Origin of the sequence: Sodalis sp. CWE (assembly GCF_019646055.1) — a bacterium.
Lineage (GTDB): Bacteria > Pseudomonadota > Gammaproteobacteria > Enterobacterales > Enterobacteriaceae > CWE.
Genome location: NZ_JAESFE010000001.1, coordinates 1 through 16,347, shown reverse-complemented (window position 1 = coordinate 16,347; position 16,347 = coordinate 1). Strand labels below are relative to the sequence as shown.

Genomic DNA, 16,347 nt, shown 5'->3' with positions numbered 1-16,347 from the left:
ATAAAGAAAAACGATACTTAAATTGGTAATTCACAAATTTAATTTCTAGTTACTGTTGATGTTTTCAGTTAAAACTTTTACAAAATATTATCAGTGGTATCCTCCTGATAAGGAAATTGGAGAAAGATTTTTCTAAAATAGATCTTTTTCTTTTTGATTTTTTGTTAAAGGCTGATTTTTAATTGTTGAATCGAATTTTACTCTTTCCAAACTATTCTGTCTGAAAGACAGAACGTTCTTTAAACGCAAAAGACGTCTGGTTTTTCTTCAAGCATGCCTAACGAACACTAGATTTAGTGGTAGTAAAACAGAACTGATAATAATAAATTCATTTTATAATGAAAACCATTATCAAAAATCTTTTTAGTAGTTAAAAATAATTTTGATGCAAAATTCATCTATGATATAAAAAAAGAAAAGAAAAAATTATTTTATTCTTCATGCCATTTTGATATGTCGTGTTTATCTTATAGCGATTTCTTATAAAAGAATAAGATTTAAAAACTGTCGTATAGAACAATAATTAGATCCAGTGTATTGATAAGACGGAAAAAACTAAAAATTCCATTCTTTATAGAAGAACAATGGGTCTTTTATGTTTCTGTGAGATTTTCTAAATTAGAATTTGATAAAAAATTATATGTATTTTTTTAAATGGTATAAAGGAATCTATATAATGACACTGTACTCGTTTTGTATCTTTCATAGATTGTCATTATAAAGTATAAATATACAGTTGTATAATTTCGATTATGGTTAATAATGAGATAAGAATTTATCTCATAAAAATCCATAATATCTATTTTTAGTTAAATTAAAAGTGCTAAAAAAAACGAACGAAATTACTCCAATAATTAGTCATTAGAAGATTCCTTAAGGGGAGGTGGAAGTAATGTCTTGGAATGATCGTGAACCTATAAGTCGTTACAAGCGATCAGCGAATCTCAAGACTTCGAATAGAAATGGACCCTTCCTTAATTATCTGCAAGGTAATAAAACTAAAGAAGAATATTCTCTGTATTCATGTTCAAATAGAATCATTTCAAAAAAAAGAAAAAATGGCCGAATAAAAAATTGGTCTATTGGTGTTTTTTTGATATTAGCAATAATCGTCATTTTAGTTTATGGCGTACATTTAGATATAAAAATTCGAAATTGTGTTAACGGAAAAGTTTGGAAATTTCCTGCAGCTGTTTATAGTCGTATAGTAATATTAGAGCCTGGTAATTTTTATAGTCAAAGCAACATAATAACATTATTGGAAAATTTGAAATATCGTGAAGTATCTCACATTACGCACCCTGGTGAATTTATCGTGCAGGGCAATAGTATTGAACTATTACGACGTCCATTTAATTTCCCGGATGGGAAAGAAGGACAAATACATGTATGTATGACCTTTGAAAGGGATAAACTATTAGAAATAAAAAATCAAAACACTGGGCGAAACTTTGGACTTTTTCGTCTCGATCCATTACTCATTACAATGCTAAATTCACCAAAAGGTAAACAACGTTTGTTTATACCTCTTTCTGACTTTCCAGATTTTCTAACAAAAATCTTGATTGCCACAGAAGATAGATATTTTTACCAACACGATGGTATTAATTTTACTTCTATTTGTCGTGCCTTTTTGGCAAACATTACTGCTGGACGTGCAGTGCAAGGGGGTAGCACACTGACACAACAGTTGGTTAAAAATCTATTTTTATCTAACAAACGCTCACTATGGCGTAAGATTAATGAAGCTTATATGGCCCTTATTTTAAGTTGGCGGTGTGATAAAAATCGCATTTTAGAACTATACTTAAATGAAGTATATCTTGGTCAAGATAAAAACGATCAAATTCGAGGTTTTCCATTAGCCAGCTTATATTATTTTGGTTGTCCGATTAATGAGTTAAATCTTGGTCAGCAAGCAGTGTTAGTAGGAATGGTAAAAGGAGCATCCTTATATAATCCTTGGCGTAATGCCGATCTAACATTAGAGAGAAGAAATCAAATCCTAAAATTATTAGAAAATCAAAAAATAATAGATAGCAAATTATACAACGTACTAATTGCTCGTCCATTAGAAGTTCAGCCAAAAAAAGAAATATTAGCATCTCAACCGGCTTTTATACAAAAGGTTTGTGAAGAATTACAGAAAAAACTAGGAGAAAAAATTGAAGATTTATCTGGCACTAAAATTTTTACTACATTAGATCTTCTTTCACAGAAAGCAGCAGAAAAAGCGGTAGAAGTTGGCATTCAAATGCTTCGATCAAATCGTGGTATTAAGGATCTGGAAGCTGCCATGGTTATAGTCGACAGATTTAGCGGAGAAATACGTGCTATGGTTGGTGGTGCAGAACCACAATTTGCTGGTTTTAACCGCGCAATGCAGGCACGACGTTCAATAGGATCTTTAGCGAAACCAGCTACATATTTAACTGCTTTAAGCGAACCAGATAAATATCGACTTAACACTTGGACTGCTGATCAACCAATTGCTTTTAAACAACCGAATGGTAGTCTTTGGTCACCAAAAAATTACGATCGACAATTTCGTGGTAAGGTTATGTTAGTGGATGCGCTAACTAATTCTTTGAATGTGCCTACAGTGAATCTTGGATTATCAGTAGGACTTGATCGTGTCATTGTCACTTTAAAAAAGTTAGGTATTCCTTCTTCATTAATTAATCCAGTACCATCGCTGCTACTTGGTGCTATAAACCTAACTCCAATAGAGGTAGCTCAAGAATTTCAAACTATTGCTAGTGGTGGATACCATGCTGCTTTATCAGCAGTGCGATCAGTAATAGGAGAAAATAATACTATTTTACATCAAAGCTTACCGCAAGCCGAACGAGTTATCCCTGCTCAAGCGGCATATTTAACACTATATGCAATGCAACAGGTTGCTATGTACGGAACGTCACGTTCTTTATCAAAAAAATTTGCTTCTTCACATTTGGCAGCAAAAACCGGAACGACAAATGACTTTCGTGATAGTTGGTTTGTTGGTATTGATGGAAAGGAAGTTTCTATTACTTGGGTAGGACGCGATAATAACGGTCCTACAAAATTGACTGGTGCCAAAGGTGCTTTAGTTCTTTATCATTTTTATTTAGAAAATCAAATGCCATTAACATTGAACTTGATACCACCAGATGGCATTAATCAAATGTATATTGACTATGCAGGTAATTTTGTTTGTAACAGTAGTGATGGAGTACGTACATTACCAGTTTGGACTGATAATCCAAATTTACTTTGCTCATCTTCATTGGAGATGAAAATAAATTAGTTATCTAAAATTGTAATTTTTATAGAAAGATGAAAAAAATCTTTTTATTGAAAAAAGAAAATTTTAATTCTGTATCTATCTATCCATAGATGGATAGGTGTTAATTTTTTGAAATTTTAACTATCAAGTTTTTCTTGCTTTATTATAGAAGCAGCCTTGATAATAGCTGAAAAAGTATAAGCATTCAGAGAAGCTTGACCAACTAAGGCGCCATCAATGTCTGGCTGAGAAAAAAATTCAGCAGCATTATGGGTATTAACCGATCCACCATATTGAATGATAACACGTTTTGCAATTGCTGCATCGTGCACAGCAATGTGTTTTCGGATAAATTCATGTACTTTTTGTGCTTGTGATGGAGTAGCAGATTTTCCAGTGCCAATAGCCCAAATCGGTTCATAAGCAATAACAATATTCTCAAACGCTTTAATGTCTAAATGATTTAATATGGAATCAATTTGATAAGCGCATACCACTTCAGTCTTACCGGCATTTTTTTCCATTTCATTTTCTCCAATGCATAATACTGGAATTAATCCTATTTTTTTTAAAATAGAGAATTTTTTAGCGATAAGCCAATCATTTTCCTTATGATAAATACGTCGTTCTGAATGCCCAATAATAACATATTTCGTACCGATATCTTTAAGCATTTCAGAAGAAATTTCTCCAGTATAGGGTCCGGAAATATGAATGTCGACATTTTGAGCACCTAACATAATCAAACTTTTATCAAGATAACGCTTAACTAAATCAAGATAAATCATCGGTGGGGCGATAACAACACTACAGGTAACAGTGAAACTATTGAGTTCAGCTTTTATCACCGTAAGTAATTCACTAATAGTGGTTTTATTTCCGTTAAGTTTCCAATTACCTATTACTAATGGATAACGCATTATTATTCTCCTATGAATAGAGAAGGTTTCTTATTCAAGATTGACCATATAAAAACATTGAAATATCCTCTTTTGCACATTTTCTAATGTGTAGATTTGATAATAAAGGATTAAACGTTGATCATTTTAGGTTAGTGAAATAAAAAAGAAAATTCAGTTTTATTTTTTTTAAGCTTTTTGTATCTATAAAAAACATCTAAATTTTTTGTTTAAAATTAAACAAACTTAGCATGCTTATTAATATGTTTTTAGTTTTTTTGAAAAAAATCTTTAATTAGGCGTAATACTTTTATTAAAGTAAATTTATTCTTTTTAAATTAAGAACATAAAATTTGCCAAAAACTATTGGGGGATCTTTCTCTTTAAAAGAAATCTAATCTAATGTTAAATCAAATATCATGAACATTATTCTGCTTACCAATAATGTTCAGTACTTATATGTCCAGGACTGTTTTTGAAATGTTTTTGCATAGCTCTTGTTTCTTTTAAAATCTGTTGCGTATCATGTACCATATTTGGATTGCCGCATAACATAACATGACAGTTTTTTGCTTCTAATTTTAGGTTTATCGCTTGTTCTAGTGAACCATCTTTAATAAGAGAAGGGATCCGACCAGTAAGCGACCCTTGATTTATTTCTCTGCTCACTATTGTTAGTATAGATAATTTGTTATTAAAACGCCTCTGAAGTTTTAGCATTTGCGGTAGGTAACTTAATTCTTTAGCGAATCTTACTGCATGAATTAAAATAATTTTATCAAAACGCTCGAGTCCATCACCTTGTTCCAATATTGACAGGTATGGACCTAAAGCGGTACCTGTTGCTAGCATCCATAGATATTTGCAGGATGGAATTTCATCTAATATAAAAAAACCTGCTGCTTTTTTAGTAATCATTAAATTATTTCCGGGTTGCATTGCATGCAGTTTCCCGCTAAATTTGCCTCCTGGTACAGCAATTAAATAAAATTCCAAATTTCTATTTTTTGGTGCATTAACGTAAGAATAAGCCCTTTGTATTTTCTTTCCATTAATTTCTAACCCTAGTTTAGTAAACTGTCCAGCAACAAAAGGGTCAATTGGAGCACGGATGATTAAACTAAAAAGATTATCAGTCCAATGTTTCACTTGAACTACATTACCTATCACCCATTCAGACATAATATTGATCCTCATTAAATAAGTTTTTATTATTTTCTTAGTTCATCTGATATAGACGTGATACACAATTATTAACGTGTTAATATAACAATTTTGAAGTAGACATTTCATCATCTAGTTAAACGAATCTTATAAGAGATGAGCATGGATTATTTACTTTATTAATTTTTCAAGAAAAACAGCTGAAATGAAATATATGAACTCAATTCTATGCATTTTTGCTTTGCATTTATTATTTAAACTAAGTAATCATATTATTGAACTTCTCTATCAAATTCGTTTTTTTTCAATCAAAATGGGTTGGTTAATAATTAATAAAACTAATTAACTTACTAATTACCGATATCGTAGAATTTTTCTACCTTAGAAAAATAGACATGACAATTACTCGACCTTTATATTTAAAAATAATCATACCATTTTTTTATGAGCGATATCTGAACATAGAAAGAATTTTTCATTGATTATTCATTATGCTAAGTAGATCAAAAAAAACCAATTTTTTTCACTCTATCAGAATTTTATATATATGTAACTAATAAAAGCAAAAACGCTCTGAACAAGTCTATTGTTCAGTAAATTATCAAATTACTTATTGAAGAAAATCAAAGAAAAATTCTAAGTAATTTGGTACAATTAGTTCATTGTAGTATTGACTAGTTAGTCTGATTATTAGATAGAAATAAAACTGGAAATTGGTCTAAACTTAAAATAAAAATTGTAATCCGTCTTATTTATAAAATAAATTTGCTTAAATCTTCATCATATATTAGTTCATCTAAATGATTTCGAACGTAGTCTGCATCAATGGAAATTATTTTATCATTCTGACTGTTAGCGTTGTAAGAAATATCTTCCATTAAACGTTCTAAAACGGTGTGTAAACGTCTAGCGCCAATATTTTCAGTACGATCATTTACCTGCCAGGCTACTTCAGCAATACGTTTAATGCCGTCTTCAGTAAAAATAATATTTACTCCTTCTGTTGCCATTAATGCAATATATTGAGCAGTTAAAGAAGCGTTTGGTTCCGTTAAGATTCGTTCAAAATCATTTTTAGTAAGCGCTTCTAACTTAACATGGATTGGTAATCTTCCTTGCAATTCAGGAATGAGATCTGAAGGACTAGCAACTTGAAATGCACCAGACGCAATAAATAAGATGTGATCTGTTTTTACCATTCCATGCTTTGTAGAAACGGTGCAACCTTCTACTAATGGAAGAAGGTCACGCTGAACCCCTTCTCGCGATACATCGGAGACAGACATTTCGCTACGTTTACAAATTTTATCTATTTCATCAATAAAAACGATGCCGTGTTGTTCTACCATTTCTATTGCGGTTTCTTTTAATTCTTCAAGATTTACTAATTTGGCAGCCTCTTCTTCTATTAAAATTTTCATAGCGTCTTTAATCTTTATTTTGCGAGGCTTTTGTTTTTGACTAGCCAAATTTTTGAACATCGATTGTAATTGATTAGTCATCTCCTCCATGCCAGGAGGGGCTACGATTTCAATACCAACTGGAGCTAAAGTTTCAGCGAGGTTAATTTCGATTTCTTTTTCATCTAATTGACCTTCTCGTAACTTTTTTCGAAAACTCTGACGAATACTAAGAGCATCGGTATTACCTTCTTCTTGTTCCCAGCTCTTTTTAAAGGATGGAGTGAGAACGCTAAGTACTCGTTCTTCAGCTAGTTCTTCGGCTCGAAAACGATTTCGTTCGATAGATTGCAATCGTACCATTTTAACAGCTGAATCAGTTAAATCACGAATGATCGAGTCTACTTCTTTTCCTACATAACCCACTTCTGTAAATTTTGTCGCTTCAACTTTAATAAATGGAGCATTGGCCAATTTAGCTAGGCGACGAGCAATTTCTGTTTTACCTACGCCAGTAGGTCCAATCATAAGAATATTTTTTGGAGTTACTTCTTGGCGAAGAATGCCATCTAACTGCATACGACGCCAACGGTTACGTAATGCGATAGCTACAGCTCGCTTAGCTTTATGCTGACCTACAATATAGCCATCAAGTTCGCTAACAATTTCTCGTGGAGTAATTTTAGACATTTTATTCGTCCTTCATACTTTATATGATAACTCTTCGATGGTATGAAACTGATTAGTATAGATACAGATATCACCAGAAATTCTTAATGCTTTTTCTACAATTTTTCGAGCACTTAAATCAGTGTTTTCCAAGAGCGCACGTGCTGCGGATTGTGCGTAGGGACCTCCGGATCCAATACCAATAAGATCATTTTCTGGTTGAATAACGTCACCGTTTCCTGTAATGATAAGCGAATCTGATGAGCTAGCGACTGCTAAAAGAGCTTCTAATCTACGAAGCATACGATCAGTTCTCCAATCTTTGGCCAACTCAACTGCACCTTTAACCAAGTGACCTTGATGCACTTCTAATTCGCGCTCAAATAGCTCAAAAAGAGTAAAAGCATCCGCAGTGCTACCAGCAAAACCAGCAATAACTTTGTCATTGTATAAGCGGCGAACTTTACGTACATTACCTTTCATAACGGTATCTCCTAAAGTGGCTTGTCCGTCACCGCCTATAACGACACTTCCATTGCGACGTACGCTTATAATTGTTGTCACGAATAATTCCTTAAAACAAATACAAATATTGTCTCAGTAATCAAAATATAAATATTACTGCACGGAGTAACATTTTAAATTTTTTAATTCTAGTTAGCAACTAGGATACAATTTGATATTCCAGTATTTCGCATTCTTTGTAAGACTTTACTAGCAATAATGCGATGAGTATAAGGACCTAGTACAACTCGATTCCAACCGTTGCTTATGGCAACTTGACTTTCAATTCCAAAGAGTGCTAATTGAGCTCGAATTGACTCCGCTCTTTTTTTAATTCTACAAGATGCACATTGAACTAACCAACGTCGTGATTGCTCTTTAGTTACCATTTTTTTTTCACCTATTAACATAGTAACATTTTGCTCTATTTGTTTAGATAAAAATTGTGATATTATGTTTGATGATGTTATACGATTTAATGGTCGTATGGATCTTTCTTGCAAGAGATTATGAGACGTCTGAGTAATTAAATGTGGCCATATATTAGGTATTTTTTTTTGTTCATTATGAATCAATTTATCAGGGTTAGAGGACGCTGAATGCCAGTACATATTTTTTTTCTTTTTTTTAATTGATATTTTTTTTACTAAGTGTGTTTTATCTACTATTTTTAGATTATTAGTAGTTTTTTGAGCTTTTGTGCTAATTTGGTGATTTTCTAATTCTTTAATATAACGCCATCGCTCTTTTGGTTTACTTGGAAGTAGACTATCAACTTTTTTATTATAATTGGTTGCGTTTACTAATTTGTCTGAATTATGAGCGATTAAATAAAGGCAACCAAAAAGCATACTTAATATAACAGTTATTTGCATAACAAACATTTTAGATATACCAAAAAAGATACGGTTTTTTTTTCGATGCAACGTTCTTCTATATCGATCTCTCAAAAAGAAACCATGTCTCGCATAGTCCTTTCGTGCTGTTTTTATTTTCATTACATTCTAAATTGATTATCAATACTCTATGCTACTGAATATAATGATCTTTGGCTAGTACAAATTTAGAACGAATTTTCAGATATATTAAAATATATTGAATATAAGGTATTAATTATATAAACAAATGTAGTTTTAGCATATTTCTAATATTTACTAATGTAAGAATTTAAACGAATAAAAAATTTAAAAAAGCAGTTTCATGAGTAGTTATTGCATTTTGCAGTCACCATCTTTGAAAGAACTAGTCACAGTAAATAACTAATTACCTTCAACAATCACTATTAATTAATTATGCATTTTAATAGTTAAGGAACTGCAAATTTTGATTATATTCCAAACTGGAATTTTGTTTACCTAAAGGATAAATTATGTGATTTTCTAATTTTTAGAAAAAATTAGAGAATGATAAAAAAGAAAAATAATATTTCGAATTTTTCGAAAATAAAAAGTTGTTGAAAACAATATCAGAAAAGAGAATCCGTGTAAAAAGCATTTAACGTCAAAGCGTAACTTAAATTAACTCGTAAACTTCCATTAACGCATAAAATGAAGGAAAGGAAAATCTATCTATTTCAATAATATGATCGTCTTATACAATTCTATCGTATTTAGAATTTAGACATAAGAAATTAAAATGAAAATGAAAAAATTTATCGGAGCACACGTTAGTGTATTGGGAGGCGTGTCTAATGCAGTAAGACATGCTAGTAATCTTAAAGCAACAGCGTTTTCGTTCTTTATTAAGAATCATCGTCAATGGAAAGTTGATTCACTTTCTTATAAAGCTATTAGTACTTTTCAAAACGCTTGCAAGCATTATGGTTATATGTCTAAGCAAATTCTTCCACATAGTAGTTACCTTATCAATCTTGGGCATCCAACTTATGAAGGTATTAAAAAATCGCGTGAGGCATTTATTGATGAAATGCAGCGCTGTCAGCAACTTGGATTACATTTACTTAATTTTCATCCTGGTAGTCACTTAAAACAAATTAGTGAAAATAATTGTCTGATTCGTATTGCTGATTCTATTAATCTAGCATTAGAAAAAACTTGTAATGTTACCGCTGTCATCGAAAATACAGCTGGTCAGGGAGGAATGGTTGGTTTTCGGTTTGAGCAGCTTGCAGAAATTATTTACAGGGTGGATGACAAAAATCGTGTCGGGGTTTGTATTGATACGTGTCATGCTTTTTCTGCTGGTTATAACTTGTGTAACGTATCATCTTGCGTTGATACTTTCAAGCAATTTGATGATATTATTGGTTTTTTCTATTTACGTGGTTTACATCTTAATAATACTATGGTTAGTTGTGGTAGTCGGGTCGATCGTCATTACAATCTTTTTGGAGGAAAGATAGGAGAAGCTGTTTTTTCTTGGATAGTAACTGATCATCGTTTTAATGAAATTCCTATAATTTTAGAAACAATTGACTCAAAACTTTGGTTAAAAGAAATTTCTTGGCTAAAATCATTATCTGCTTAATAAGCAAATTAGTATTTTTTTCTAAAAATTTTAATAAAAAAGATTTTTATTTTTTTAACAATTTGTTAAGGCGTTTCTTTTTATCAAGGGATAATTCTGTATTAATTACTAATTAATATTTCTATTTTTACAGGAAAAAAGAATGCAAAGAATTTACATTGTTTGAATGGTTGTAACTTCTAATTTTCTTTAATGACGTTATTAAAATTAAATAGTTATTATATAACTATCTCTATACAATAACATAATAACTGACTCTTAGTAAGAAAGAGTTTCTAAAAAAAATCTTCTAATTTTGCCCATCAACAAGTACTTAACTTTTAAAGTTCTAAAAATACTTTTCAAAGTAAGGTAGTTATAAATAAGTATTTAATTCAATACATTTGAAATATTACCTTTATTTCTAAAAAATAGATTTTAAAAACTAAATGATGTTCTATCTAAACATTAGCTCGGAACAATTATATTTTTGTATTTCGAAAATCAATGAATTTTTAAGATTTTCTAAAGTATTGGAAATAAAAAAAAAGAAAGACATCTTCTTTCTGCTTGTTTATCTAAAGCAGAACATGTAAATATTTTTACGTAGATATTCATTTTTATGCGGAACTTTTGTTTAGCTTAAATAAAAAAGTACTGAAAATAGTAAATTTATTGAATAAATAAAAGAAATATTAAAGTCAATTTTCAATTGAAATTAATTTTATTAAGCAAAGTTCTACGCTCTTAATTGCTAATGTTGCGTTTTTTAACAAATCAAACCTGATGGATAGAAATTAACTTTCAATTTTTTTGGATAAATTCTTAAGGAATTATAGATATTCGTATGTATACGGTACTTTATTAGCGAATGGAATTTAATAATAAGCAAAGCAATTTCAATTTTTTATGTTGAAAATCACTTTTAACTTTTTAAATTGCCAGCTAATCTAGCTTCAGGTAGTAAATTTAAGAAAAAATAAAACAAAGATCAAATAGATATCGTTGTTATTACTTAATGTTGATCAAATCAATTAACTTTTAAATCTGCGAGATTAACTTTTTTTACCAATTAGTACGTTAAATCGTTTCTTAAATTGATCAACACGGCCACCAGTATCGACCACACGCTGTTTTCCTGTATAGAAAGAGTGACATTTCCCACAAACATCTAAATTTAGGTTGCGCCCTAATGTAGAGCGTGTCTTAATAATATTTCCACAGGCGCAGAAAGCGGTTATATCTTCATAATTTGGATGAATGTTTTTTTTCATAATACCTCTAAAAATACAATTTTTTTAAAAACTGAAAATATTTTTTTTGCATTAGATATATTTACTTTTTTTATAAAAAAATTAATTCTTTTAGAAAAAGCAAGGTCTATTCGTTTTTGTACAATGGTCTTTTAATCTGAAGTTATTTCTTATAAATACAAATATCAGTAGCAAATTTTCAATAAAATTTGAACACAGTGTTTCTTTTCTGCTCAAGAAAGATATCATGTTAATTGTAAAAGTTGTATTACCAGTTCCGGTGGCAAAGACATTTGATTATCTTATGCCAAATAATATGTCACCAATAATTGGAAGTCGTGTTAGAGTTCCTTTTGGGAGTCGTCAGGTTACTGGAATAATCATTTCTTTTCAAGATGAAAGGAGCAAAATATCTCGAGATAAATTGAAATTTATCTGTAAAGTGCTTGATAAGCAATCATTATTTTCAGTTAATTTATGGCATGTTTTGAATTGGTCTGCAAAATATTACCACTATCCTACTGGACAAGTATTGTTTCATGCTTTACCCGCTTTACTTCGTCATGGTAAACCTGCAGTAATAAATTATCCACGACAGTGGATTGTTACAGAGCAAGGTCGTTCAATAAAATTATGCAGTTTAAATCGAGCGCCACAACAAAGACGAGTCTTAGCATTGCTTTTAAAAAAGCCAATATACTATCATCAAATGAACGCATTACAGTTAAACCCATCAACATTTTATTTATTACGCAATAAAGGGTTGTGCATTTTACAATCTAAAGAATCGAACATGTACTATGATTGGCGATTAAGATTCCAGGCTAACGAGAGGAAACTGAAACTGAATATAGAACAAAAGACTGTTGTTAAGACTATTCTTAGTGAACGAAATAAATTTGTTGTTTGGTTATTGACTGGTGCTAGTGGATCTGGAAAAACTGATGTATGTTTAACTATAATAGAAAATCTCCTTTCTAAAGGAGAGCCAGCTTTAGTATTAGTACCGGAAATTAATTTGTCTCTAAAAAAAATTATACAATTTCGCAAGTATTTTAATGTTCCAATTGAAGTTCTACATTCAAAACTCAATGATAGTGAGAAATTAGCAATTTGGTTAAAGGTATTTCATGGAGCGTGTGCAATTGTCATTGGAACCCGTTCAGCAATTTTTGCCCCTTTTATTCGATTAGGAATCATTGTAATTAATGAAGAACATGACAACTCTTATAAAGAAAGAAAAGGATGGCGGTATCATGCTCGCGATATGGCAGTATTTCGTGCACGAGAAGAAAAGATTCCAATAGTTCTTGTTACATCTACACCTTCTTTTGAGACTATTGCTAATGTTTATAAAAAAAAATACCGTCAACTTACTCTAAGAAATAGAATCACACAACTTAAAATTGTTAGACGTAAATTGCTCAATATAAAAGGACACAGGCTGATAAACGGACTTTCTCTGCCTTTGCTAAGCAGAATGCGTTTGCATTTAGCAGAGGGCAATCAAGTGATGCTATATTTGAATCGACGTGGATTTTCGCCGGTATTATTGTGCTGTGAATGTGGTTGGATTGCTACATGTCAACGATGCGATCGTTACTATACTTTACACCAGCATTATCACTGGCAATTGCGTTGCCATCATTGCAGAAGCCATTGTGCTTTACCATATCAATGTTTACACTGTGGATCGATTGGCTTAGTTACAGTCGGAGTTGGAACTGAACAATTAGAGGAGGCGCTAATATCTTTATTTCCAGGTACACCAATAATTCGAATTGATCGAGATACTATAGCATGTAAAAACTCTTTTAGGATGCGTTTAATTCAAGCACAAAAAGGTAATTCATGTATTTTAATTGGTACAAAAATTTTAGTAAAAAATTACTATTTTCCATGCATTACTTTAATATCTTTTTTGGACATAGATGGTGTTCTATTTTCTTATGATTTTCGTGCTCCTGAACGTTTTGCACAAGTATATACACAGATTATTGAGTGTTCTGGACGAACTCGAAAACAAAAGGAAGTATTAATACAAACTTGTTACCCAGATCATCCTTTATTGCAAACCTTGTTATCGTACGGTTATATGAATTTTGCTAAGCAAAGTCTGGAAGAACGACGTCAAACAAACCTGCCCCCATTTAGTAAACAAATTTTATTCCGAGCATATGATCAAAATAATCATTATGCACAGCTGTTTCTTAATCAATTACGTCAAATATTAGAATTTAGTTCGTTGCATAATGATGATTTATGGATTATAGGACCTATTCCTGCAATAGTTCCTAAAAAGGATAGACGTTTTTGTTGGCAGTTGTTACTCTTTCATCTTTCCTGTTATCAGCTACAAAATTTAATTACTACTAGTCTTCCATTAATAAATTCTTTGCCACTTAACAAAAAGATAAGATGGTATTTAGATGTAGATCCCATTGAAAATTAAAAAAAACATTTTTTTAAAAACTAAATTCTTAAACAGGAGAATTAATTAGTTTTTTTAATTTAATTAGTGAATATATGCCAATCATTTATTCTAAATAATAAGTAAAGGGCTATATTAGTTCTTTTTGTTTTAAGAAGACTTGCTTTTAAGGTAAAAGGTAATCACTGTTCTACTAATTCTAAGAGAAGATTCCGAGAACATTTAAATAAGTACTTGTAAAAAGTAATAGTCCTTCAATATTATTGAAACAATGGTGTGTCTTTTAGAAGGTTATTGCCTAGCTTGGATAAATGTTAACTCGTCCATATTAAAGCAATACGTGTTAAAATACCAAAATTCATAATTTTTCATTGTTCTAATATAGAGCTCATCAAAGTAGTTTTTTCTATACTAAAACATTGCTAGAAACCTTGTCTTTATTTCATTCTTTTAAAGAAGAAATTTTCTTTCAGTAAACAAAAGGTCAAATAAAATTGAAGAAGTTAAAATTAAATGATGTTTAAAACATTTAATAAAAAACTAAGATTTAAAATTTAAAATGCTTGCTGCGCTGAAATAACAAATGATCATATTTTTCTATGTAAGTTTTAATCAAAAAAAAAGAGCTTTAAAGGAAATTGTTTTTTCAAACAGTAAAACTAATAACTAAAATAGAAAAAATACATTTTTAATTCAAAAAAAATAACTCTACTAGAATACTTAATTTTTTAAAATTAGTTGCAATGTTTTCGAACTTTAAGCAAAAAAAGCACCGACAGTACGTTGCACAACTGCCAAAAATTCCTCAGGTAGCTGCAGATGTTAAAACTCTTTATAGTCCTCATGATTTTTACCGTGAGCTTATAAGGATTATTTCTTTTGCTAAAAAACGAATTTACTTAGTCGCACTATATTTAGAACAGGATCAAGGTGGAAAACGAATCCTTGAAGCGGTTTACAAAGCTAAATATCATAATGTATCTCTAGATGCAACAATTTTAATTGATTGGCATCGAGCACAACGAAACCGTATAGGAGAAATCGGTTCCAATACCAATGCGGATTGGTATTGTCGTATGATGCAAGATCATCCAGATATAGACGTACCGATCTATGGTATACCAGTTAATACACGTGAGGCATTAGGTGTTTTTCATTTAAAAGGCTGCATTATTGATGATCAAGTGATTTACAGTGGAGCTAGTTTAAATAATGTTTATTTGCATCAATTAGACAAATATCGTTATGACCGTTATAAAATTATTCGTAATCTTTCCTTATCTGACACGCTACTTACTTATATTAAGCAATATTTACTAACCGCACCAGCAGTACGTAGATTGGATAATGTTTCAAGACCGAAAACTTTTGAGATAAAGCACGATACTAAAATGCTTCGCCAGCTTTTGCGTAAAGCCGATTATCGTTTTCAAGGAAAAGCTAATAGCAATGAATTAGCTATTACTCCACTGATTGGGTTAGGTAGGCAAAGTCCATTAAATAAAACAATTCATCACTTATTGTGTTCTACTGAAAATAATTTAATTTTATGTACGCCTTATTTTAATTTACCCACTTTACTTAAATATGATTTAATCAGTCTATTACGTATAGGTAAGAGAATTGAAATTGTTATTGGTGACAAAACTGCTAACGATTTTTATGTTCCAGAAGAAAGCTCATTCAAAATGATTGATATTTTACCGTATCTATATGAGATCAATTTGCGTCATTTTCTTCGACCATTACAAAGATATATAGATGAAAATAAATTGATAGTTCGCTTATGGCAAGACGGTACAAACAGCTTTCACATAAAAGGAATATGGATAGATAACACGTGGCAATTACTAACTGGCAATAACCTCAACCCACGTGCTTGGCGCCTTGATTTAGAAAATGCGTTACTAATTCATGATCCCGAAGAAGTGCTTTGCCTACAACGTAAAAAAGAACTCGACCAAATTTGTATTCATACTAAAATAATCCAACATTTTTCAGAACTTGAAAATATAGATGACTATCCAATTAAGATTCGAAAATTCATTCGTCGATTACGTAGAATGCTTATTGATCGATTAATCAATCGAATTCTTTTATAATACAGAAGTAAGAGAAAGAGTATTGTTTTACGTAAGCAATTATAAAACCCGGATTTTATTCGATTAATTTCTTCTTTACATTCAAAGAGCAAAATTTTATTTAATATAAATTGTTAAGCAGGGGCGGAGAGGTTTGAACTCCCAACTCCCGGTTTTGGAGACCGGTGCTCTACCAAATTGAACTACGCCCC

At 31.0% G+C, this 16,347-nt stretch carries 10 protein-coding genes and 1 tRNA gene; 4 read left to right on the top strand and 7 right to left on the bottom strand.

Annotation, left to right across the window (positions count from 1 at the left end; genetic code table 11):
- The first annotated feature begins 892 nt into the window (after positions 1-892).
- On the top strand, positions 893-3,289 hold the full coding sequence (gene mrcB, locus JK145_RS00055) for a bifunctional glycosyl transferase/transpeptidase (protein WP_220664855.1): 2,397 nt from the start codon (positions 893-895) through the stop codon (positions 3,287-3,289).
- A 116-nt stretch (positions 3,290-3,405) separates the two neighbouring features.
- Here the strand turns inward: mrcB and tpiA are convergent, their stop codons facing one another.
- The 5 genes from tpiA to JK145_RS00030 all read right to left on the bottom strand — a co-directional run bounded on the left by tpiA (position 3,406) and on the right by JK145_RS00030 (position 8,902).
- Complete coding sequence (gene tpiA, locus JK145_RS00050; protein ID WP_220664854.1) at positions 3,406-4,188, bottom strand: triose-phosphate isomerase; 783 nt, start codon at positions 4,186-4,188, stop codon at positions 3,406-3,408.
- A 414-nt stretch (positions 4,189-4,602) separates the two neighbouring features.
- Positions 4,603-5,349: a ferredoxin--NADP(+) reductase gene (gene fpr, locus JK145_RS00045; RefSeq protein WP_220664853.1), complete on the bottom strand. Its 747-nt coding sequence runs from the start codon at positions 5,347-5,349 to the stop codon at positions 4,603-4,605.
- A 734-nt stretch (positions 5,350-6,083) separates the two neighbouring features.
- A complete protein-coding gene (gene hslU / locus JK145_RS00040) occupies positions 6,084-7,421 on the bottom strand; it encodes an HslU--HslV peptidase ATPase subunit (protein ID WP_220664852.1) in 1,338 nt (445 codons plus the stop codon).
- A gap of 12 nt (positions 7,422-7,433) precedes the next feature.
- Positions 7,434-7,964, bottom strand: coding sequence for an ATP-dependent protease subunit HslV (gene hslV, locus JK145_RS00035; protein WP_220664851.1), 531 nt, complete (start codon positions 7,962-7,964; stop codon positions 7,434-7,436).
- A gap of 89 nt (positions 7,965-8,053) precedes the next feature.
- Entirely contained in the window at positions 8,054-8,902 is an 849-nt protein-coding gene (locus JK145_RS00030; protein WP_220664850.1) for an SPOR domain-containing protein, read from the bottom strand.
- A gap of 637 nt (positions 8,903-9,539) precedes the next feature.
- Here JK145_RS00030 and nfo point away from each other — a divergent pair.
- Positions 9,540-10,391, top strand: a complete 852-nt coding sequence (nfo, locus tag JK145_RS00025) for a deoxyribonuclease IV (RefSeq protein WP_220664849.1) — start codon at positions 9,540-9,542, stop codon at positions 10,389-10,391.
- Between the two features lie 1,034 nt (positions 10,392-11,425).
- On the opposite strand, the gene rpmE is transcribed toward nfo, so the two are convergent.
- Positions 11,426-11,644 (bottom strand): 50S ribosomal protein L31, encoded by a 219-nt coding sequence (rpmE, locus tag JK145_RS00020; RefSeq protein ID WP_220664848.1) that lies wholly within the window; start codon positions 11,642-11,644, stop codon positions 11,426-11,428.
- A 226-nt stretch (positions 11,645-11,870) separates the two neighbouring features.
- Here rpmE and priA point away from each other — a divergent pair, with 226 nt between their 5' ends.
- Both priA and pssA read left to right on the top strand, forming a co-directional pair.
- The gene (gene priA / locus JK145_RS00015) at positions 11,871-14,075 is read left to right on the top strand and encodes a primosomal protein N' (RefSeq protein WP_220664847.1); all 2,205 of its coding nucleotides are present in this window, start codon (positions 11,871-11,873) and stop codon (positions 14,073-14,075) included.
- A 722-nt stretch (positions 14,076-14,797) separates the two neighbouring features.
- A complete protein-coding gene (pssA, locus tag JK145_RS00010; RefSeq protein ID WP_220664846.1) occupies positions 14,798-16,156 on the top strand; it encodes a CDP-diacylglycerol--serine O-phosphatidyltransferase in 1,359 nt (452 codons plus the stop codon).
- Between the two features lie 118 nt (positions 16,157-16,274).
- Here pssA and JK145_RS00005 read toward each other — a convergent pair.
- Positions 16,275-16,347, bottom strand: a tRNA-Trp gene (locus JK145_RS00005).